The organism is Paenibacillus sp. J31P190, assembly GCF_059692075.1.
The window spans coordinates 125761-147097 of sequence record NZ_JCAUAS010000020.1; the positions used below are offsets into that span (position 1 = coordinate 125761).

Here is a 21337-nt window from a genome sequence, read left to right on the forward strand (position 1 = left end):
TAATAGATCGAGAACGCAAACCAAGGTGAACCAAGCGCTAAAAAACAAACTAAGAAAGCATAAAGCAGTATACGTAACGAATCTTGGTTTAAACTATAAATGTGAAAAGCAAAAAGACTGCCGGTGAGGCAGTCTTTTTGCTTTTCAACAAATTACGATTGTATCCATCCATTAATATTCCTTGACAGGAATATTCCATTCGGAGTATATTATGTGTATGAATAAGACTTTTAGCGCTCTAGCCGAGCCAAACAGCTTGCACATTGTCGAGCTTTTGCGTGACAGCCCCCTTACTGTCGGGGAAATAGCGGATCGGCTTGAGCTTCAGCAGCCACAAGTATCCAAGCATCTCCGCGTGCTGAGTGATGCAGAACTTGTCGAGGTACAACCCGCCGCGAATAAAAGAATCTATAAGCTGCAGTTTCAGTCGCTCAAAGAAATGGATGGATGGCTAGACTCTTTCCGCCGCATGTGGGAAGAGAGATTCGACCGTTTGGACGATTATTTGCAGCAAATGGTAGAGAAGGAACAGAAAAAACAATTTGATTTGGAGGATTAGACATGACTCAAGAAAAAGCAGGCAACAACTTCAATGTCACCGTAGAAGATGGCGAGTTGGTTCTTACTCGCACCTTCCATGCACCTCGTGAACTCGTCTTCAGAGCGTGGACAGAGGCTGAACATTTAGCTCATTGGTGGGGACCAACAGGTTTCGAATTGAGTGTACACACCTTAGATCTTCGCCCTGGCGGCAGCTTCCACTATTGCATGAAATCGGCTGAAGGCTTTGAAATGTGGGGTAAGTTTGTCTACCATGAAATTCATTCTCCTGAGAGACTTGTCTACGTAAATTCCTTTTCCGATGCAGAGGCTAACATTATCCGAGCACCATTTAGCGAAACCTTTCCACTCGAAATAATGAATAAGTTATCTTTTACTGAAAATGAAGGAAAAACTACACTGATCATGCGCGGAGGCCCTATCAATGCTACTGAGGAAGAACATAAGTTCTTTGAGGGCATGTTTGATTCCATGAAACAAGGCTTCGGCGGAACGTTCGATCAGCTCAATGCCTACTTAGCCAAAGTCGTATAAGAGTTTTTGGCGGTTTAAAAGATGTTTTTTGCGCCACTCTAGCAGCACTTGCCGATCCGGGCATGCTGCTAGGGTGGCGTTTTTGCTTTTTTTGGGGGATGCGAGTTTACCCCAGGGGATTAGGGTTGGTTTCTGAGCCTGAGAAGTCGGTTTCCACGCTTACGTCGTAATAAACGTACTCGCAACAGCCTTTTTTAATCGAGCAAACTCAACAATCGGCACAGTCGATATAGATAGGACATGCCGCGAAGCCGTTCTTTGTTGATTTTTACTAAGTAGTTTAAGGAATCGCGGGCAATCTTTTTGGCATGTTCCACATCATGAATATCCATCTCCGCAATGGCTTGCTTAAGTTCAACAAGATCTATTGAATAAACGGCTGGCCGCAAAGCGCGAAGCAGCAAAATTTTACTCATTTGAGATCGACTAAATTGGCGATACCCATTTTCCGGATCTCGTGATGAGGTAATGAGCCCCACCTTTTCCCAGTGTCGGATGGCTGAGCTTGGTATGGACGTTTCCGCTGTAACTTCTCCGATGGTCATCCATTCTTTCTTTGCGTTTGAATCAAGGCTGGTGTCAGTTTCCTGAGTCTCTAGAATTTGAATGTTCCTCTCTGCCAACGATTTATCGCGATGGAGATCGGCCTGCTTGTCGTTGACCAACCAAAGGGCGGCATTTACTTCTTTTAGCTGAATTTTCCGAAGGACCTCCGATGTTACATCCATACCAAACCCCGGTGCCATGAATTGAAGACACTCGAAATAAGCAATATGTTCTTCGGTGTAAATCCGATAACCGCTGGAAGAACGCTGCGTAGGAGGAACAAGTCCATTCGTTTCATAATTCCTTAAGGCACTTGTACTTAGCTTAAGTTTTCTGGCAATATCAATTGGCCGCAAGTTCATGTCTTCACCTCAAATTGATAAAGATTAAAGTATACTTATAAGGTTTATTCAACGAACCGCCCTATATTAAAGGCCAATCCTCAATTAGTTTACCATTCGCACGAATGTTGTAAAATGATTTTATAAAAAAGAAGGATTGTTAGACAAAAAAAGGAAGGAGCTGAATCACTTGTTAAATGATGAGTTCGATCGGCAAGTCGAAAACCTAGTGGATAAAGGCTACCCTGACATTGCTGGGGTAACCAAAGAAGCATTTAAGCAGCATCTCGAACCGCTCAGAGATAGAATCAAGGAGCTCGAAAAGCTAAACAAAGAACCACGAGCAGGATATGTTCCATTTGTCATCGTTGTTAAGAGTGACTGGATAGATGGTGAAAAAGCGATGCAGCTTGTTAAGCGAAATAACAAAATGGGCTTTAGTGTCATTGACGCAGCTGATATCAAGGGCTTTATACCTATTGAGGGTATTGAACTTCCTAAAGGTATCGCCTATCTGGCGGTGGATATCGATACAGGTAAAGAAACGCTTAACATCACCCCAAATGAAGCGATCAAAACCATTATGAATGAAAATCGCACCCCCCTCACCCTCGAGGAAGGCATTGCCTTAATTACTCATTTCCCGGATATTTTACAGAAAAATAACGGCTTCTCTCTGCTCGGTTCTCGCTGCGGCGACCGCAGAGTGACCGCTTTATGGATTAGCGCCGGCAAGCCGAAGCTAGGCTGGTGCTGGGCAGGCAACCCGCATACGTGGCTCGGTTCCGCCTCTTGCGGATCTCGAGCAGGAAACTAACAAAATAAGCCTACTGCAGCTGCAGCAGGCTTATTCTTAGTTCTAAACAGTCGCTCTACGAAGCAGTCCATAAGCTGCCACTAAGTACACGATAACCAAAGGCACCATCCACCAGAATATATCCATATAACTGTGAATGATCCAATCCAAGAGACCGCCCCACAATCCAAAGTGTGTAAAAATATAGGAACCTACCGTACCAATCAAAAGTAGGGATGTAAAAAAGATATACATCGAAGCCCCGCCGAAACGACGGTGTAAACTGGATATCGCAAACCCGAGGAAATACATATGAAGAAGTATAATCAGATAAATACCAAACGTGCCTATCAGCGAAAGATCATTTAGAAATTGGACTTTAAAAAGGTGCAATCGAACCCACCAGCCATTGGTCGCCTCTTCAATCACAGACAGGATGGCAAGTGCTAGGGCTGAACTAACATTAACAATAATAGCTGTCACAGCTGTTCCAAAGAAATAATCCTTCCTCCGAATACTCAGTCCCAAGGCAAATGGGAAGGTTTCCTTAATAGTGACCGTTCCTGCTACAAGGGTGTAGATGAAAATCGAAATGATCGCCCCAGTATTTATAGATTCACCTACCTCTAGCGACAGCGCTATGAGCAGATTGATCAAAAAGTTTGCACCAATAATGCTCCACGGGATAGCAAACGATGTTATTTTGCTCCTCATATGGAGTTTTACTACCTGGTTCACTTGATTCATTATTCCTCAGTCCCCTTTCCCGCGATTGATGAGCGTGTCAGATGAACGATAAGCTGCTGCATAGATACCGGTGTGAATTCAAGTCCCAATGCCTCTGCTTCCTTCCGATCCCGATCACTTAGAGCACCAAGAATTGTAGCCGATGCAGCCGCACCTATCGCTGTGCGTTCAAGCAGCTCTTTGCCCCGTGTGAACGAATCCACAGCTGTCGCTAGACCTGAAACTGTACAAGCACGACCGCGAAGAGCATCCGCATCTTCATTCATAATCAATTTGCCGTTATCGATAACCAGCACGTGCTCGAGTAAGCGGCTTACTTCGTCGATGAGATGCGTGGAGAGGATAACCGTCCGCGGAAACTCAGCATAGTCTTCAAGCAACCGATCATAGAATAGGATTCTTGCCACAGCATCCAGACCCAAATAAGGCTCATCAAAGATGGTTAATGGTGCTCGACTAGCCAGACCAACCACAATACCAACGGAAGAAAGCATCCCTCTGGATAGCTTTTTTATTTTCCTTTTCAAAGGCAGACGGAAATCTTCAATCAAAGTGTGCGCATAAGCATGATCCCAGTTCGGAAAAAGTGATCTCGCAACCTCAATTACATCTACGACACGGAAGCTATCTGGGTACTTCTGGCTTTCTTTAATGAAGCAAATTTGATTGAGCACGCGACTATTCTCGTAAGGATCTTCCCCAAACACCTTCAACTCGCCGCTTGTAGCGAACTGCTGGGACGAGATCATATGCATGATCGTTGTTTTGCCTGCTCCGTTTCTGCCTAGCAAGCCATAGATTTTATTCGCTTCGATCGTGAAACTAACATGATCCACTGCCATCACTTGACCATAGGACTTGGTTAGTCCTTTCACTTCCACAATGTTGGTCATCACGCTTTCTCCCCTCTGCGCACCATTTCCGTCAATTGCTCTACGGTAATCCCAAGCTTCTCGGCTTCTTTCACCATCGTCACCACATATTGCTCATAAAATAGTTCTTTCCGCTTCTCCATCAGCTTCGTTCGCGCTCCCTCCGCTACAAACATGCCAATCCCTCGTTTCTTGTACAAAATCCCTTGGTCCACCAACAAATTAACGCCTTTCGCTGCTGTCGCCGGATTAATTTGATAAAAGGATGCAAACTGATTCGTAGAAGGCACTTGCGATTCCTCCGGCATTCTTGACTCAATAATGTCATCTTCAATACGCTCTGCAATTTGCACAAAAATCGGGCGGCTATCGTCCATCATTAGTCCCACTTCTCTCACCACCACATTGGTTAGTTACTCATGTAATTAACCATACAACCAACTGACTTAAAAGTCAACACTTAAACTGATATTTGGGCTGGGCAGCAAAATAAATAAATTCCCAAGGAACTGGGAATACCACTAGGGTGCGTGTGCTAGCTGTATTTTGGGGACAGCAAGGGGTTTAGACGAAGCGTATAAAGGCTTTGACGCGATACGAGGCGTTGAGAAAAGTGGCAGAGCGAGGCGCTTTAGGAAATGTTGAAGCAAAGAATCAAAGTAAAGCGTTCTAGTGAAATGCTTAAGTAAAGAATTAAAGCAAAGCATTCTAGTGAAATGCTAAACAAGGTACGCTTCATATAACTGTGGATCAAGCAGAAAAAGTTAAATGCTCTAAGCACCCCCATCTCACTCTCACGGTTAGCAAAGTTGTACTTTGTACAACATTAAGTGAGCGAATCCGAGAGTTTTCGGCGAATGATGTAAAAAATACAACAATTTAGCCCAAAAACAGCCAAATAACCAGAAATAAAGCTGTATTGTTGTACAAACTACAACAATTACAGCTTGGTGAGGAAAATTGGACAAAAGTGTTGTACACCGTACAACTTTCCCTTATTACAAAGGCGGGAACTGACAGATTCGAAGGCTTCTACTCAATCATTCGCTAAGTGAGCTTGAATGTTTCCACAATCTCAACCAGCACAATATATCGCTAAGCAAGCTAAATAAGGACAATCGATAAGTCTAATTGGAAGGTGAATCCGAGATGAACTCATTAAAGCTGCGAATACTTATCCTTAGTTTTCTTCTATTATTGACCCCGTTGCGAGGCACAACCTTGGCTAGCGACAAGGTTGAACAGCCGCTAGCTGCACCGTTGTTTTCGTTCTCCGTGATGAGCGATGTTCACATCACTTCCTACGACCAAGTCGCTCAGCTGAGGCTGAGCCAAGCGCTGGCCGATCATCACGCGCTGCGCCCAGACAGCAAGCTGCTCGTCTTGAACGGCGACCTCACGAATGGGAGTGAGGCCGACTATCGCAGCTTGCTGGCGCTGCTCGGCCGCCAGCACCATGCCCCTGTGCATGCGACCATGGGCAACCACGATTACTACGGCGTGTGGCGCACGTCGGAGGGTGGGTTGGATACATCAAAGATGAATCCAACATGGTCGAGCAAGCAAGCGGTCGCGTTATTCGACCGCATGATGGGCTACGATAAGCCGTATCACGAGCTTATCGTGGAGGGCTACCGCTTCCTGTTCCTTAGCGGGGAAGCGTACAGGGACGTGAACGCATCCTACGGTGAGGATGCGTTCCTCTCGCCCGAGCAGCTCAGCTGGCTGCGCGAGCGGCTAACAGCCGCGGGCTCGGCGGACGCCGGTAAGCCCGTGTTCGTGTTCCTCCACCAGCCGCTGCCGCAGACGCTGGATGGCACGGATCAGGAGCTGGGCGTCATCCAGCACGAGGAGCTGCGGGCGCTGCTTGATGCGCACCCGAACGTCATTCTGTTCAGTGGTCACACCCACTGGAACCTGGAAACGACCAGACAAGTGAAGCAGCTGAAGTTCCTTGCCGCTTCCAGTGCCTCCATCCGGGAGGTATGGAACGCCAGCAACGTGCCCGAGACGCAGGCCATCAGCCAAAGTCTCGTCGTGGACGTTTACAAGGACCGCGTGGTGATCATGCGCCGCGAACACTTCAAAAAGCGATGGATCGAGCCATCCATCGCCAAAGGCTACGACGTGAAATAGGCATCAGCCGCCTCCGCTGCCGCCTTTAATACAAAAAGACTGCCCGACAAGGCTTGAATAGCCCAATGTCTTGCAGTCTTTTTGTATTAATCTTTTTGCATTAATCCTTTTGTATCATTTCTTTTGTATCATTTCTTTTGTATCATTCCTTTCCCCATCAATCCTAATGAAACTGCTTAATAAGGCGCTTAGCCGTCCCATTCGGTGTCTCAATGACCTCGTACATATTGACGACCACGCCGGAATCAACCTGCTCATTTTTCAAACCGGTGACGACGACTTTTTGCTTGCCGCTAGTTAATTTCCCCGTCCCCGTCAGTGTTGCGGTTTGAGTGCCGACAATACGGCCGAGGGAATCGACCATATCGAATTCAATTTTGGAGAAGTTCGAATCGATAATCACCTGATCTTCATGGGCAATGTCTAGATCCAGATTAAGCTGGTAAGAGTAAGTGCCGCTGTTATAAAGCCAGCTTATCGAGCTGTCATTCACTTTGAGGGAGAAAGGATACAAGTCAAGCGTATCGCTTTCCGTCTCTTTCTGCAGCGCTACCCGATAGGTTCCTACCGACACATTACCCTCAGATACAGACTTATCGTCATAAACGTTCAATGCGAATGTCTCATCATCTGATTGTGTTTGATTCGGAAGCAAGTAGGAATAGCTCACCACATAAGAACTGCCCGGTGTGATTTGAGTAGCAACTGAGCTTTGGCGAGATCCCGTATAGGTATTCCCTTTGCTGTCGATCAGCTCATTTTGAAGCTCAGGAAGGGCGATGGTGCTTGTTCCATTGTTCGTGATTTTGTATTTGGCTACAGCTGTTTTGTAGCCTAGATCGTCGTTCTCGTGAGCATGCAGTTCGACTAAGGCGACATCTAGATTTTTGTTAACAACAGCGCTGTTGTTGAAAATCAGCTTACTGCCGAGCTCATAGTTCACAGCTGTTGTAAAGCCGCTTTGCGCTTCGCTTGCCCCTTTAAGCAGGAAGACGGCAACAGGCATTTTACTAGCCGCTGCTACTCCACTGTTGTTAGTTGTAGACGTCGAGCTAGTAGAAGCCCCCGCAACTGACCCTGTAGTTGCTGTTCCAGAAGCTGTGCCGCCGCTCGATGTAATCGCTGTCGAGCTAGATGCCGAGCTGCCCGAGCTACTCGCGGTAGCCGTCTGCCACAGCACTAGCTGAGCCGCATTCGGATCTACCCCCGTTGGCAGAGTAGCGTTGAAGTAGTACGAAGCTGTCTCCTTTGGAGCCAAGTAGGCGCTACGGGCGGCGTTGTCGGTCGATGTCACGGATGTGCCGGCATCGCCGAACTGATAAGAAGCAGAGAAGGATGGCACGGAGGCGATCGCCTCGCCATCATTGCTGAGCGTGACAACGGTCTGCACATGAACACCGTCTGCTTGAATCGAATACGTCGACGTATTCGCCTTCACGGTGACCTGCTCGCCCTCCTGCTGCCCAGCATAGACTTGTTTGGTGCCAAGCGCTGCTGTTTGCAGCGAAGTGTTCAAACTTAGTGTACCAAGCGAGACATCCTCGCTTTGATTCAAGTAATAATATTCCAGCATGAGGCCACTGGTCGGCATTTGTCTGGAAACGAGTGTTTTGAGCGTCATCGTATCCGATTGATTCGGCAGGAACGTTGTATCGGAACCGCTAGCAACCGTAGAGGTATACTTCAACCCATTAGCATCCACGAGTCTAACTTGTAGACCGGAAGGCAGCTTAACACTGCTCGAGCCTAAGTTTTTTACTGAAACTTGTGTGTACATGTACCATTTTCCATTCTCCGTTACGCGAACGCTTTGGCCCAATTGAAAAGCAGCGGAGGCATCATTGGAGAGCGTACTGTCGAGTGCATGCAAATTAATTATTTGCACAGGCACCTTTACCTGTCCCTCCTGCACAACCGAGGAAACAGGAAGATCGCCTAGATGATTCATGAAATCGGCTTTGCCGAAATCCCAGCGGAACACATCCACTTTTAGTTGAGCGGCTGTTTCACCTGCTGGCAGGTTAGCGTAGAATTGGAAGCTTTGATCCTGCCCTGGGAGGACACTCGCACTCTTTTTCTCGCTTAATTTCGCCGTGTAGCTGTGTCCTGCTTGATCTGTAACCCGTACCCCATATTGGTTAAAATCTATCGCTTGGCTTTCCCCGTTATGTAAAAGAACGGAAAACTGAAGAGAAGAAGACGAGAGTGCCGCTTGGTTTAAAGTAAAATAGGAGGAATTCGTGATATAAATCGCTTCAGTAGCCGCATGAGCAGCGGGAGCCATCCACGATGCAGCTGCAAAGCTGCCAGTCAACAGCAGGGCAAGACTTGTCTGTTTGAGTGAAATTGATGATAATTTGCGAATCATATTTTCATACCTCCTGTGGACCTAATCAAAACGCAGTGCGTCGATAGGTTTTAATTTAGATGCTTTATTAGCTGGATATAATCCGAAAATAACACCAACCAAGGCCGAGAATAAGAATGCGTAAAGCCCTATATTTATGGATAAACTCGTTTGTTGACTAGGGTTAATATAAGGCCATGCTAGAGATAAGCCAATCCCCAGAATTAATCCAATCAACCCACCCATGCCGCTAATGAGGGTAGCTTCAACTAGAAATTGCAGCAAAATGTTTCTCCGCTTCGCGCCAATCGATTTACGAATCCCAATTTCCCGGGTGCGCTCACTCACGGTTACGAGCATGATGTTCATGATGCCGATCCCGCCTACTAATAGGGATATTGCCGCTACCGCGACTAGCTGATTGGTCAATGTGCTGGAAGCCGTTTGTCTGGCGCTAATTAATTCGGATGAATTCAAAATGTTGTATCCCGTTGTGCTTTTAAATTTATTAAATAAATAAGCTTCTAACGTTCTTTGTACCCGGGATACCTCATCGCCAGAAGCTGCTTCAACGTAAGCCGTCCGAATGTTGCCCAGTTTAAAATCCCTGCTCATGGTGGGGAGAGGTACATAAACCGAGCTATCGAGCGAAGTTCCGCTTGTATTGGAGCCTTTCGTTTTGAGCACACCGATAATCGTGTACATATATCCGTTCACATTAATTTCTTCGTCAATTGGGTCATCCGTACCGAAAAACTGCTTGGCCACATCACTGCCTATGACCGCAACGTGATTGCGGAAGTCCAGATCGGCTTGAGCCAAGAAGCGGCCGCTGGCGACCGTCCCCTTTTGCAAACTGAGATATCGATCATTAGTTCCAATGACATTGTAAGTCTCTGTTGTCCGGTCATATTTGATACTAGTGCTATTTCTAGTCATCGTCGGTGCAATTGCACTGATTCCTGAAGTATTCTCAAGCTGCATGACCTCATCATAATTCAGCTGCGTGGCGCGTCCGTTACCCATCAGGTTAACCGTCAGCAGGTTCGTTCCCAACCCTTCGTATTGCTTTTCAATCGCCTTGGACGTGCCTTGGCCTATCGAAACCAGCGTAATAACTGAGCTAACGCCAATGATGACGCCAAGCATGGTCAGCACCGTACGAAGCGGATTCGAACGCACCGTTGCCAGCGCCATTTGGAAAAGCTCCCAAATTCTCATGAAAGAGCCCCCTCTAATTTACGTTCAGGTGTTGGAAGCATTTCGTTTCTCTGATCGCTAATGACTTCTCCGTCACGCAGCGTCACGACGCGTTTGGCATTGTCTGCAATGTGATGGTCATGGGTGATCAAAACAATCGTATTGCCTTGCCGATTCAGCTCCTTAATCAATTCCAGCACCTCAATGCCGGTCTTCGAATCCAGTGCGCCAGTCGGCTCATCTGCTAGAATTAATGACGGTGATATGGCCAAGGCTCTAGCAATGGCTACCCGCTGCTGCTGCCCACCAGACAGTTCACTTGGCTTGTGATGTCCTCGCTCACCCATCCCCAGTTTCTCCAGCATCCGCTGTGCCTGTTCTCTTCGTTGTTTGGCAGGAATGCCTGCATAAATCATCGGTAACTCAACGTTCTCCGTCGCAGTAAGTCTGGGCAGCAAATTGAACTGTTGAAAAATAAAGCCGATTTTCCGATTGCGCAGCTCAGCAAGTCCGTTGTCTGACATCTTCTCTGTCGCTACGCCGTCTAACGTATAGGAGCCAGAGCTCGGACTATCCAGCAGCCCGATTGTATTCATTAACGTTGACTTTCCCGATCCGCTGGGACCAATGATGGCAACAAAATCTCCTTCCGCAATATGCAGGGTAATGCCGCGCAAAATTTGCAATTCTTCTGCACCCCGAGCATAGCTCTTCGTTACCTCGTTCAGTTCAATGATATTCATCGAATCGCTCCTCTCCGTAGGGGCTGGCTAACAGCTAGCGGCCCGTTCCTCCACCATTTTGCGTGCCGCCAGCTCCGCCAGGGAAGTTGCCTCCAGCACCACCTGGAAAACCACCCGCACCTCCAGGGAAACCTTGCTGCTGTTGTTGATTCGTCGTTGTCGCTCTGCGCACCGGCATCACGACCTCGTCGCCTTCGTTCAAACCACTGACCACCTCAACCTGCGTCTTGCTGCGAATACCCACTTTGATTTCGTGCTGCTCTTCGACGGTTCCATCCGCTTTCTTCAGCGAAACGGTAGACTTTCCTCTGGTTGTTGTAACCACTTGGATCGGAAGCACGAGAATATCTTTCTTATCTTGTATAGAAATTTCAGCCGTCGCCGTCATCGCATATTTCAAATCATTCTGATCGGTATTCGGAATCGCTACCACAGCATCATACGTTGTGACCCCATTCGTCGTTGTTCCTACATTGGAAACGGAAGTCACTTCACCTTGGAACGTCTTGCCGGAGATAGCATCAACCTTAACGGTTACCTTCTGCCCGACCTTGACGCTTGTTAAATCGAGCTCATCTACGGCTATTGCCAGTTGCATCGTACTTAGGCTCGCTACGGCTCCCAACGTTGTGTTGGCACTAATCTGTGCGCCTGCCGGATAATTACGAAGCACATTGTTTTTACTATTGGCAAAATCAGCTGAGAAAACGCCATCGAACGGCGCTTTGATCGTCAATTGATTTACTTTCTGCTCCGCATCGTTCATACGGATTTTCTGGCTTTCGATGGCTGATTGCTTGCTAATGATATTATTTTGAAGGTCGTCATTGAACAAGGTGGCGATCAAATCGCCCTGTTTCACCGTTTCGCCATCTTTAAACTTCATGCTTTTAATCGTTCCGCTTGCCTCTGCAAAAATAGAAGCGGTACGCACATACTCAAGCACCACCTGCTCGGAGGAATCGATTTTACCGTCACCGCTGCCGATGCTGCCCTTTACCTTAAGGCCCGCCGAAAGCGTTCCATCATTGGTAACCAAAACCTCCACCGTAACCACTTTGTTGCCGTAAGCATCCGCTTTAATTTCACGGCCTATCGAATCCACGGCTCCGACTTTGGATAGTAAATAGCCATCGACGCTAAGCTCTACCGGATCACCTTTTTTCAGCTGTACCGCTTCTTGCAAGGAGAATGGCAGCTTCACTTTAAACTGCGATGTATCTGAAATCGTGCCGATTTTCGTTGTTTTATTAACTTGACTGCCTACATCTAGATTGGCTGGTAATGTGATCTTGCCCGACATTAAGGCTGTAACACTCATATGATTTTGTTGGTCCTGCAGATCTGCAAGTTCTTTCTCAAGCTGCTGCAAGCTAACCTGGGCTTCCTTGAGAGTCGTTTCCGTTGAAGGCACCGACAGCTCGACTAGCACATCGCCTTTCTTGACCGCCTGATTTTGCGTCAAATTCATCGTTTTGATGATACCTTCAATCGGAATCACAATATTTTGCTTGTCCTTGGCATCCAACTGAGAAGTCCCAGATACCGCCATGGATATCGCCCCTTTGGTCACTTTCATCGTTGTTTGCTGTGTTGCTGCAGACGCTGGCTGCGCCTTGTTATGTACGTAATAGTAAGTTCCCGCTCCACATAGAATGGCAGCTAGGGCCACAATGATCCATCTCTTCTTCCGACCTAATTTCATCCTTTATGCCCCTCTCCCAGTTACCCAGACTATCCACCGCCCAGGCCATAACAATCCCTACTGGACTTAGTGTAATTGGGATGGCTGAAACCAGTCTGAGCGTAGGCTGAATATAAGTTGAACACAGGCTGAGCGTTTGCTGAAAAGATTAGGTCACGCGTGTGGTTAACTCGGTGACTGACGGCGGGGCGACTTGAGCGCACTACGGCGCAGAAGCCGAACTGCACGGCCTGTTCCGTATCATTAACAATGTTTTACATCGCTAACGAGTCATTCTCCCTCCTCTCGCACACTTTAACGATGAAAATCATCACTACGACGTTGAAATTGGACTACTCGGCCTGTTTCCGCATCATTAAGAATGTTTTACATCGTTAACGAGTCATTTTCCCTCTTCTCGCCACTTTTGCGATGAAAATCATCACTACGGCGAGGAAATCGGACTGCACGGCCTGTTTCCCCTTTATTTACGGCGGAAAGCGGACTCATTGACTATCTCACTGGAAAGGAAAAAGCCGCCCGCGTAGCGAGCAGCTTCCTCCATTTTTATTTTTAGCTAGTTGCAGCCGGAGTTGCAGTTGGTGCTGTTGTATTTGAAGACGGTGTGCCTGCTGGGCGCTTACGATCAGTGCCTTTTTGCTCAACATGCTTCTTAATCGCGTCCGTCATTCCGTCTTTGATTTTGTTAATGAGATCATCTTCACTGATGCCTTTAGCTGTAGCAACATCCAAGATCGATTTGCCCGCTTCCAGTTCGGTTCTTAGCTCATCTTGCGTGATACCCAGAATTTGCGTTAACACTTCAGGGTTCCCGAATTGCCCACCGCCAGGGCCGCCATGACCGCCACCTCTACCATCCCGACCACCCTCTGGACGTGTGCTTTGCACTTGTTTCGTTACTCGGTCGGATAAGCCCGACAACATTTGATCTGCTTGTGCTTGCGTTAATTTACCAGCTGTAACTTCAGCGTTGATGGAAGTGGTTTCTGCTGCAACTAGCTTAGCCACGTAGTCTGCTTCCGTTAAACCTTTTTCCACTGCAAAAGCCGATAATGTTTTGCCAGCTTTCAAAGCATCCTGCACGACACTTTGCTCTACACTAAGAATTGTTGCTGTTTGCTCTACCAAATTGCCGCCGTGACCTTTGCCCATGCCACCGCGCCCGCCTTCTCCACCAGGGAATCCACCTTTGAACCCAATCGCATCAATACGCTTCGTTAATTGATCAGTTAGACCTTTGAGAACATTATCTGCTTGCGCTTGTGTTATTTTGCCCGCTGCAACATCAGCTGTAATCGAAGCGGTCTCTGCTGCGACTAGCTTTTGCAAAAAGTCTGCTTTCGCAAGCCCTTTTTCTTCTGCAAATGCAGCCAATGTTTTGTCCGCTTTCAATGCATCTTGTACGACGCTTTCTTCAACGCCCAGGATTGTCGCTGTTTCTTTGACCAAGTTTGCGCCCTTGAAGCCACCGCGATCTCCGAAATCTCCACGACCTTTTCCTCCTGGTCCTGCATTTTGAGTTGATGTGCTCGTTGACGTGCCTGTTACCGTATCTGCAAATGCTTGATTATGTAAGGCTCCAACAAAACCAACTCCGAGTACAAAAGAAGCGACCAATGAACCAGTAAGAATTTTTCTGCCGATGTTTTTCATAATTTGTTTCCACCTTTTTCTTTATATTTTTTGTTTCTTCCTTACAAAACCAAGTATAGACGCCTAACCTGAATCTCATCTGAGTGTAAACTGAAGATTGGTTGAGAGATTTCTGAGGATTGGCTGAAGAGGAAAACGCCTATAAGGCGGCTCGCTGATATAGTTTGGCTTGGTATCATCGACCAGCTACCCTCGCTTACCCCGAAACCAAATTCCCATCATTAGCCTTTTTTTAGCGAAATAGAAGCTTCTGGAGGCTCATTTTTTCGCAGAATAATCCACACATACCGTGTTCAGCGCCAAATAAGAGTCTCTAGAGACTCTTATTCCCCACCATTAACTACTTTTTAGCGAAATAGAAGCTTCTGGGGGCTCTTATTCGCGCGGAATAAACCGCACATACCGTGTTCAGCACCAACCAAATAAGAGTCTCTAGAGACTCTTGTTCCCCACCATTAGCCACCTTTTGGCGAAATAGAAGCTTCTGGAGGCTCTTATTCGCGCAGAATAAACCGCACATACCGTGTTCTGCACCAAATAAGAGTCTCTGGAGACTCTTATTCCCCACCATTAGCCACTTTTTGGCGGAATAGAAGCTTCTGGAGGCTCTTATTTTACATTCCTATCAATTAAAAAAGCCCTACCCCGACATCCCGTCGAGATAAAGCTCCTCTCATTTATGGAAGCAGCAGTACTTTAAATGTACTACCTTCACCTACTATGCTATGAACCTCAATCGTTCCGCCATGCAGCTCCACAATGGAACGGGTGATGGATAATCCCAATCCTGCTCCACCGCTCCTTCGCGCCCTAGAGGAATCAATTCGGTAGAACCGATCAAACAAATGAGGGAGATGTTCAGGTGCGATACCTGGCCCATTATCATGAACAGCAATTTCGACACCTGCGTTGGTCTTTGCTAACGAAAGCCCTAGTTCACCGGTCAAAGGATGCGTATGCTGAACGGCGTTGTGAAACAAGTTCAGAACGACCTGCTTGATTTTATCCGGATCATACAGACAACGGATCTGGGGCTGCAGCGTAAAAGTAACTGTTCTGTCTCCTGCCAGTAGACGAAGCTGGGGTTCCATCTCATGCAGCATTTCATCGAGCAGCCCTTCCGACTTTTGAAAAGATGGCGTTCGATCCAAACGAGCTAGCAGCAGCAAGTCTTCGACTAGCTTATTAATACGCACGGATTCGCCGTGCATACTCTTCAGCGCTTTCAGCAATGGCTCCGGCTGTTGATACGCTCCGCGAAGGAGTACTTCCAGAAAGCCATGAATCGAAGTCAGCGGTGTGCGAAGCTCATGCGAGGCATCCGCTGCGAAGCGGCGCATTTGCTCTTTTGCTTCTTTTTCAGCTTCAAAAGAAAACTCCAGTCGCTCAAGCATACTATTGAAGGAAGTCGATAACCGGTCAATCTCTACCTGCCCCTGATGCGCAGGAAACCGCTCGCCCAGATTACCTGAATCGATCTGTTTCACCGTATCCACCATGTTAGAAAGCGGCACCAACGTCCGCCTTAACACAGGCAGAAATCCAAGCAGTCCTACAATCAATGCTGTCATGGACAATAGCAGAAAGGTTAACAACTGACGGAGCAGCAAATCTTTGATTGGCGCTGTGCTCGTACTCGCCTGAATAAGTCCTTGTACGCCTTGGGATCTCTCACGAATTTGATGAAAGACAATCAACTGTTCATTGCCATCCTTATCCTTCATGATTCGGTAGTCTAGCTTCTCTTTCGATTTCAATAATTCCTGATATTCTTCCTTCGTAAGCTGCAAAGGGGAGGTTACATTTTCTGAAGACAACTGCTTGTAAGTCCCTTCACTATCGATCAAAGCAATGGATAAATCAGGAACGAAAATCCGGGGAAACTCTCCTCCCGTATTGTCCGAATGATTACCACCGCCACCGTTCGTGTCTCGTCTGGGCATAAAAGGATTCTGGCCACGATCCGGAAATTCCCCTGCCCGCTGCCACGTATTGGGAGGTAACGTCGCAAGCTGATTGCGAATCGTTTCCGCCTTGTTCTTATACAGAAATTGCTGCATGAAAATATATTGGAATACACCAATCAGCAGTAATAACACAGACATCACCAATAAAGACCGCGATAGCAACTGGAATTTCAGCGAACCGGTAACAAAATGCTCGGCAAACCGGCCCCGCCTTTTCATGTTAAATCCATCCGATAACCGGCGCCGCGAATCGTGCGGATCAGCTTATGCTCTTTATCGCCTAACTTATCGCGCAAGGAGCGAATATACACCTCGACGATGTTCTCTTCGCCACCGAAGTCATAGCCCCATACTTTATCGAGAATCATCGATTTGCTTAATACAAGTCCGTGGTTAATCGACATAAATTTGAGCAGCTCATATTCCGTAGGAGATAGCTCCAACACGTTGTCATTCAGGCTAATTTCCTTGCGTCGATCATCCATACGAAGCGGTCCAATGATCACTTCACCGAACAAGTTTGGAAAATGGTTGCGAATTCGCGCATAGATGCGGGCAAGCAGCTCTTCAAAGCTGAACGGCTTAATCATATAATCATCGGCCCCAAGCGTGAGTCCCTTGACCCGGTCATCGACTTCATCCTTAGCCGTCAGCATGATAACTGCGACATTTTCCGTCTTCTTAATCATTCGGCAAACCTCGAATCCATCCATCCCCGGCATCATCACATCCAAGATAGCGATATGCGGTTGAAACTTATTGCATGCTGTAATCGCACTAATCCCATCCTGAGCCGTCATGACCTCAAACCCTTCATTCGTTAAACCTAACTCCAGAAATTCTAAAATATGAGGCTCGTCATCAACGAGCAGAATTTTAATACCTTTTAATTGACGCATAGTTTTTGTCCCCCCGAAGTTCATTGTACACGTTTTCTACAGTCAGTATCCCATATCCTCCCTAAAAGCAATCTGAGCGGATGCTGAAAGGTTGCTGAATGTTCGATGTTCCGTACGAATAAGCCGGACCCTGAGCGGACCCGACTTTTTATCCCTGCCTATTCAAGTTACACGACTCGCCTCCGCAGCTTCTCCTTCCCCAATTCTTTCTGCAAAAGGATATCCAGATACGCCAGCAGCTGCGGGCGAAGCTCATCTCTTTGAAGCCCCAGCTCAACAATCGCCTTCATATAACCGAATTTATCTCCGATATCGTAGCGATCTCCTTTAAGTTCAAGCGCCATCAGCCCTTCCTGCAGACACATCTTGCGCAGAGCATCCGTCAGCTGGTACTCGTTCCCCGCTCCCCGCTCAATCGTTTGCAGCACCTCGAATATGGATGGTTTCAAAATGTACCTGCCCATAATTGCCATGTTCGATGGCGCTTTACTCGGAGAAGGCTTTTCCACCAAATCGCTAACTTGGTACGTTCGATTATGCTGCGCGCCTGCCGCGATAATCCCGTACTTGCTGACATCAGCTTGCGGAACTTGCTGCACACCGACAACCTGCTTGTTTGTTGCTTCGAAAACCTGCATCATCTCCAGCAAAGCGGAAGTCTCAGAATTCATAATGTCATCCCCGAGCAGCACAGCAAAAGGTTCGTCCCCGATAAAAGGCTCGGCACAAAGAATAGCATGACCCAGCCCAAGCGGCTCCTTTTGGCGAATATAATGGATATTACCCATGTTCGAAATGCTTTGAATTTCTCTCAGCAGCTCCAACTTCTCCTTCTCGAATAGCATCTGCTCCAGCTCGACCGATTTGTCAAAATGGTCTTCGATGGACTTTTTATTGCGGCCAGTAACGATTAGGATGCTTTCAATACCGGCTTGTACAGCCTCTTCGACAATATATTGGATGGCCGGCTTATCGACAATGGGCAGCATTTCCTTAGGTTGTGCTTTTGTCGCAGGCAAAATGCGGGTACCCAGGCCTGCTGCTGGTATAACGGCTTTTTTAATTTTCATCTTATACCACTCCTTTTTCCATTGTTTTCGAAGAGTTGAATACCCCTACGCGGCTTCCTAAATTGTGCCATGGGTTTGCTCATACGACTTTCTTGATTCTTCGTTCTTTTTTCTTCATGCCGTGACAATCGCGAACGATATATAAAGGGCGGCCTTTGGATTCATCGTAAATACGTCCAATGTATTCACCGACTAGGCCGAGACTGATCAGGATAAAGCCGCTTAAGAAGAGCTGCATAATGGCAATTCCATTCCAGCCTCCCACAGCGCTTTCTGTGAATAGCTTGAGGTAGATGATGACCATTAGGTAAGCTAGACCTGAAACAGAAAGAGCACCTCCGAGATAGGTAGCCAACTTCAATGGTTTGATCGAAAACGACGTAATGCCATCCATACTAAGTTTTAACATTTTCTTCAAAGGATACTTGGTTTCGCCCGCGGCGCGCTCATCCCGCACATACTCCACGGCTGTTTGGCGAAAACCGACCCAAGAAACAAGGCCGCGTACGAAGCGGTTTTTCTCCGTTAACCGGCTCATTTCATCGCAAACCTTCCGGTCCATGAGGCGAAAGTCGCCTGTATCCATAGGGATGGCAATCTCCGTAAACGCCTGTAAGATACGGTAAAACAAATGAGCTGTCTGCTTCTTGAAGAAAGTCTCTCCCTTGCGCTGCGTACGCTTGGCGTAGACGACGTCATAGCCCTCTTTCCATTTCGCAATCATCTCCAGTATGAGTTCTGGCGGATCTTGGAGATCGGCGTCAATGACGACGACCGCATTTCCGCTTGCATAGTCCATGCCGGCTGTAATGGCGATTTGATGACCGAAGTTACGGGAGAAATTAATGAGTTTCACGCGTTCGTCTGTTTCACAGATGCCTTGGATGATCGCGGCTGTCTGATCGCGACTTCCGTCGTTGACGAACAACAGCTCATAGGGGGCGTCTGTTCGGTTCATCACTTGCTTCAACCGCTGGTATGTTTTTTGAATAACAGCTTCCTCATTAAACACAGGAATGACAACAGAATATCGTACATACTCAGTCATAGTGTTTCCTCCTTCATTTTTGCATTGAATTATAGGGAATCAACATTGATTTCGTAGAGCGTTCCGGAGCCATTCATGCCACCGCCCATAGGGCCGCCTTGGCCGTCTCGACCCTCTTGACCATCTCGGCCGTCACTCATGCCACGATCTATCTGCTGATTTTGGGCTTGCCTATCTTGCGTTGAGACTTGGCCTTGTTCACCTTGCTGCGTTCGAGCAGTCTCCGATTGGTACTCACTCTTCGGAACTTCGGTACTGTGCGCTTTGATCCAAGTCGTTAATTCCGAACTGGTACCTCCGCCGCCACCAAACCCGCCAGAAGAGATCAGGAAGTATTTAATTTCTTTGTTCTGAACCATTTCTTTCAGCTTATCTACCGTGAGAATGGGGTCAGAGCCTGAGAAGCCGCCCATCGCCATCACCGCTTTACCGGTTTGTATAATATAAGAAGAAGCTTCCGTTGCTCTAGAGACAGCGAACAAGTATGTTTCTCCTGTGTTGTTTTTGGTCACGTAATCTAACAATTTCGTATTCACTTCGCCGGGTCCCCCCATGCGGGAACCGCCCATTCCTGAGCCTTGCTTCAAACTCGGTCCAGCTTCAGGAAGCATGCTGTTTCCACCATAAAGGAGCGGTGTCGCTGCCCAATACATTGGCGCTGCAAGCAAGGCCAACAATCCGAGAATAGCTGCCGTATGAGCGAGCTTCTCTTTCTTAGAAGCGAGCACAAGGATCAGTGCTGCAGCCGCTCCGGCCGCGCCTACACCGATAGCCCATCCAGCTCCGATTTGACCATTATAAGGAGCGATAATGTATACTTCTAAGGCTGTCGTCACCGCGATCGCTGCGGGTAACAACCACATTTTCCAAGAAGTTTTATCACGGTAAAGGTTCCAAAGCTCGGTCCAACCAGCTCCCGCTAAAGCCGAGATTGGCGCGGCCAACATAATCAAATAGTATTGATGGAAAAAGCCTGCAACACTGAAGAACGCCGCTGCTGGGAGCAGCCATGCTAGCCAGAATAACGTTTCAAACTGTTTGGCAGTCATCGGTTTTTTTCTGCGAATCCCTACTAAAAGCGCGAGAGCTCCAATAGCTGCGAAAGGAATGAGCCAGCTGATTTGACCGGAAAGTGCCGATTGGAACAATCGCAGAGGTCCTGCCGTTCCAGTATTGAATGCACCACCGCCACCGCCTTTACCACCTGGAGCTCGGTCGTCAACCGTGGCTCCACCGTCCGGTCTAGCGCCACCCCCGCCCCCACCTGGCCCTTGATTACCCGTCAAACGGGATACACCGTTATAGCCAAAGGCAAGCTCCAGCACAGAATTCGTCTGACTGCTTCCCATATAAGGACGTTTGTCCTCCGGGATCGAATCTACGATGACTGCCCATGATAAAGATAGGGCGATAAGTGCAGCCGAGGCGCCTGTAAGCACTTTTAGCTTACTTTTCCAATTCACTTTACTTGCGAAAAAGTAGAACAAATAGAAAGCCGGAATAACCATGTAGGCTTGAAGCATTTTCATATTGAAGGCAACGCCGATCATGGCAAACGCGCCTACAACGAAGCCCCACTTGTTGCCGCGAATACCGCGGAACAGCATCCAAGTTGCAAGTACGAGCGTGAAAACCAACATACTATCCACATTATTCGTACGGCTAACCGCCGCGGCGATCGGGGTACAAGCAAAGGCAAGACTGGCCAATCGGGCTGACATTTTGCCAAACGTAGGTTTAATTAGGACGTACATCAACAGCACGGAACCAACACCCGCCAACGCTTGAGGCAAAATCACACTCCAACCATGCACCCCGAATACATACGCGCTTATCGTCTGAATCCAAAACGTCATCGGCGGCTTATCCACCGTCACATATCCGGCCGGATCGAAAGAAGCAAAGAAAAAGTTATGAAAGCTTTGCAGCATACTTGTCACCGCTGCCGTGTAGTACCCATTCACTGTCTGGTCTTTCCAAATGTTAAATATGTTCAGAAAACCCGCTAATAATGCTATCGCTACGAGGATATAATCGATTTTTTTGCTTTTTGGTGTATTCATCTTCTTTAGCACTCCCCTTCATCATTTCGTCGATGGGATTGTCATCCGTGTCCCTCGTTTACAGGTACAACTTTACCCACCCATACTGAATTCCAGCTGAATGCGCACT

Annotated in this window: 18 protein-coding genes; 4 read left to right on the forward strand and 14 right to left on the reverse strand. The window is 47.5% G+C overall.

Going from position 1 to position 21337, the window contains the following annotated elements:
- Positions 1-217: 217 nt before the first annotated feature.
- Together AC58U0_RS27815 and AC58U0_RS27820 are read left to right on the forward strand one after the other, a co-directional pair.
- Positions 218-559 carry an ArsR/SmtB family transcription factor gene (locus AC58U0_RS27815; RefSeq protein ID WP_497382102.1) on the forward strand — a complete coding sequence of 114 codons (342 nt, stop codon included), beginning with the start codon at positions 218-220 and terminating at the stop codon, positions 557-559.
- Between the two features lie 2 nt (positions 560-561).
- Positions 562-1095, forward strand: a complete 534-nt coding sequence (locus AC58U0_RS27820) for an SRPBCC family protein (protein ID WP_497382103.1) — start codon at positions 562-564, stop codon at positions 1093-1095.
- Positions 1096-1289: 194 nt separating this feature from the next.
- Here the strand turns inward: AC58U0_RS27820 and AC58U0_RS27825 are convergent, their stop codons facing one another.
- On the reverse strand, positions 1290-2003 hold the full coding sequence (locus AC58U0_RS27825; RefSeq protein ID WP_497382104.1) for a MerR family DNA-binding transcriptional regulator: 714 nt from the start codon (positions 2001-2003) through the stop codon (positions 1290-1292).
- A 169-nt stretch (positions 2004-2172) separates the two neighbouring features.
- Between AC58U0_RS27825 and AC58U0_RS27830 the strand changes: the two genes are divergently transcribed.
- The gene (locus AC58U0_RS27830) at positions 2173-2799 is read left to right on the forward strand and encodes a DUF5701 family protein (protein WP_497382105.1); all 627 of its coding nucleotides are present in this window, start codon (positions 2173-2175) and stop codon (positions 2797-2799) included.
- Between the two features lie 42 nt (positions 2800-2841).
- Here AC58U0_RS27830 and AC58U0_RS27835 read toward each other — a convergent pair whose 3' ends face one another.
- Genes AC58U0_RS27835 through AC58U0_RS27845 form a run of 3 tightly spaced genes read right to left on the reverse strand, consistent with a single transcriptional unit; the run spans position 2842 to position 4777 of the window.
- On the reverse strand, positions 2842-3525 hold the full coding sequence (locus AC58U0_RS27835) for a hypothetical protein (protein ID WP_497382106.1): 684 nt from the start codon (positions 3523-3525) through the stop codon (positions 2842-2844).
- Complete coding sequence (locus AC58U0_RS27840; protein ID WP_497382107.1) at positions 3525-4418, reverse strand: ABC transporter ATP-binding protein; 894 nt, start codon at positions 4416-4418, stop codon at positions 3525-3527. Before AC58U0_RS27840 ends, AC58U0_RS27835 begins: the two co-directional genes overlap by 1 nt.
- Complete coding sequence (locus tag AC58U0_RS27845) at positions 4418-4777, reverse strand: GntR family transcriptional regulator (RefSeq protein WP_497382136.1); 360 nt, start codon at positions 4775-4777, stop codon at positions 4418-4420. The genes AC58U0_RS27840 and AC58U0_RS27845 overlap by 1 nt, the downstream gene beginning before the upstream one ends.
- Before the next feature lie 841 nt (positions 4778-5618).
- Here AC58U0_RS27845 and AC58U0_RS27850 point away from each other — a divergent pair.
- Positions 5619-6533 (forward strand): metallophosphoesterase family protein, encoded by a 915-nt coding sequence (locus AC58U0_RS27850; protein ID WP_497382108.1) that lies wholly within the window; start codon positions 5619-5621, stop codon positions 6531-6533.
- A 163-nt stretch (positions 6534-6696) separates the two neighbouring features.
- Here AC58U0_RS27850 and AC58U0_RS27855 read toward each other — a convergent pair whose 3' ends face one another.
- From AC58U0_RS27855 to AC58U0_RS27900, 10 genes are all read right to left on the reverse strand, one after another.
- Entirely contained in the window at positions 6697-8901 is a 2205-nt protein-coding gene (locus AC58U0_RS27855; protein WP_497382109.1) for a hypothetical protein, read from the reverse strand.
- Between the two features lie 21 nt (positions 8902-8922).
- The gene (locus AC58U0_RS27860; protein WP_497382110.1) at positions 8923-10101 is read right to left on the reverse strand and encodes an ABC transporter permease; all 1179 of its coding nucleotides are present in this window, start codon (positions 10099-10101) and stop codon (positions 8923-8925) included.
- Positions 10098-10823 carry an ABC transporter ATP-binding protein gene (locus AC58U0_RS27865; protein WP_497382111.1) on the reverse strand — a complete coding sequence of 242 codons (726 nt, stop codon included), beginning with the start codon at positions 10821-10823 and terminating at the stop codon, positions 10098-10100. The genes AC58U0_RS27860 and AC58U0_RS27865 overlap by 4 nt, the downstream gene beginning before the upstream one ends.
- A 34-nt stretch (positions 10824-10857) precedes the next feature.
- Positions 10858-12528, reverse strand: coding sequence for a permuted SH3 domain-containing protein (locus AC58U0_RS27870; protein ID WP_497382112.1), 1671 nt, complete (start codon positions 12526-12528; stop codon positions 10858-10860).
- A gap of 552 nt (positions 12529-13080) precedes the next feature.
- Complete coding sequence (locus AC58U0_RS27875; protein WP_497382113.1) at positions 13081-14181, reverse strand: hypothetical protein; 1101 nt, start codon at positions 14179-14181, stop codon at positions 13081-13083.
- A gap of 677 nt (positions 14182-14858) precedes the next feature.
- Positions 14859-16367: a sensor histidine kinase gene (locus tag AC58U0_RS27880; RefSeq protein ID WP_497382114.1), complete on the reverse strand. Its 1509-nt coding sequence runs from the start codon at positions 16365-16367 to the stop codon at positions 14859-14861.
- Positions 16364-17047 carry a response regulator transcription factor gene (locus tag AC58U0_RS27885; RefSeq protein ID WP_497382115.1) on the reverse strand — a complete coding sequence of 228 codons (684 nt, stop codon included), beginning with the start codon at positions 17045-17047 and terminating at the stop codon, positions 16364-16366. The genes AC58U0_RS27880 and AC58U0_RS27885 overlap by 4 nt, the downstream gene beginning before the upstream one ends.
- Before the next feature lie 167 nt (positions 17048-17214).
- The gene (galU, locus tag AC58U0_RS27890; protein WP_497382116.1) at positions 17215-18117 is read right to left on the reverse strand and encodes a UTP--glucose-1-phosphate uridylyltransferase GalU; all 903 of its coding nucleotides are present in this window, start codon (positions 18115-18117) and stop codon (positions 17215-17217) included.
- Between the two features lie 79 nt (positions 18118-18196).
- Complete coding sequence (locus tag AC58U0_RS27895; RefSeq protein ID WP_497382117.1) at positions 18197-19165, reverse strand: glycosyltransferase family 2 protein; 969 nt, start codon at positions 19163-19165, stop codon at positions 18197-18199.
- Between the two features lie 29 nt (positions 19166-19194).
- Positions 19195-21228: an ArnT family glycosyltransferase gene (locus AC58U0_RS27900; protein ID WP_497382118.1), complete on the reverse strand. Its 2034-nt coding sequence runs from the start codon at positions 21226-21228 to the stop codon at positions 19195-19197.
- Positions 21229-21337 lie beyond the last annotated feature (109 nt).

Excerpts from the sequence above, each read along its gene's own strand:
- AC58U0_RS27815 (WP_497382102.1), top strand. The coding sequence starts at position 218 with ATGAATAAGACTTTTAGCGCTCTAGCCGAGCCAAACAGCTTGCACATT.
- AC58U0_RS27820 (WP_497382103.1), top strand. The coding sequence starts at position 562 with ATGACTCAAGAAAAAGCAGGCAACAACTTCAATGTCACCGTAGAAGAT.
- AC58U0_RS27825 (WP_497382104.1), bottom strand. The coding sequence starts at position 2,003 with ATGAACTTGCGGCCAATTGATATTGCCAGAAAACTTAAGCTAAGTACA.
- AC58U0_RS27835 (WP_497382106.1), bottom strand. The coding sequence starts at position 3,525 with ATGAATCAAGTGAACCAGGTAGTAAAACTCCATATGAGGAGCAAAATA.
- AC58U0_RS27840 (WP_497382107.1), bottom strand. The coding sequence starts at position 4,418 with ATGACCAACATTGTGGAAGTGAAAGGACTAACCAAGTCCTATGGTCAA.
- AC58U0_RS27845 (WP_497382136.1), bottom strand. The coding sequence starts at position 4,777 with ATGATGGACGATAGCCGCCCGATTTTTGTGCAAATTGCAGAGCGTATT.
- AC58U0_RS27855 (WP_497382109.1), bottom strand. The coding sequence starts at position 8,901 with ATGATTCGCAAATTATCATCAATTTCACTCAAACAGACAAGTCTTGCC.
- AC58U0_RS27860 (WP_497382110.1), bottom strand. The coding sequence starts at position 10,101 with ATGAGAATTTGGGAGCTTTTCCAAATGGCGCTGGCAACGGTGCGTTCG.
- AC58U0_RS27865 (WP_497382111.1), bottom strand. The coding sequence starts at position 10,823 with ATGAATATCATTGAACTGAACGAGGTAACGAAGAGCTATGCTCGGGGT.
- AC58U0_RS27870 (WP_497382112.1), bottom strand. The coding sequence starts at position 12,528 with ATGAAATTAGGTCGGAAGAAGAGATGGATCATTGTGGCCCTAGCTGCC.
- AC58U0_RS27875 (WP_497382113.1), bottom strand. The coding sequence starts at position 14,181 with ATGAAAAACATCGGCAGAAAAATTCTTACTGGTTCATTGGTCGCTTCT.
- AC58U0_RS27880 (WP_497382114.1), bottom strand. The coding sequence starts at position 16,367 with ATGAAAAGGCGGGGCCGGTTTGCCGAGCATTTTGTTACCGGTTCGCTG.
- AC58U0_RS27885 (WP_497382115.1), bottom strand. The coding sequence starts at position 17,047 with ATGCGTCAATTAAAAGGTATTAAAATTCTGCTCGTTGATGACGAGCCT.
- galU (WP_497382116.1), bottom strand. The coding sequence starts at position 18,117 with ATGAAAATTAAAAAAGCCGTTATACCAGCAGCAGGCCTGGGTACCCGC.
- AC58U0_RS27895 (WP_497382117.1), bottom strand. The coding sequence starts at position 19,165 with ATGACTGAGTATGTACGATATTCTGTTGTCATTCCTGTGTTTAATGAG.
- AC58U0_RS27900 (WP_497382118.1), bottom strand. The coding sequence starts at position 21,228 with ATGAATACACCAAAAAGCAAAAAAATCGATTATATCCTCGTAGCGATA.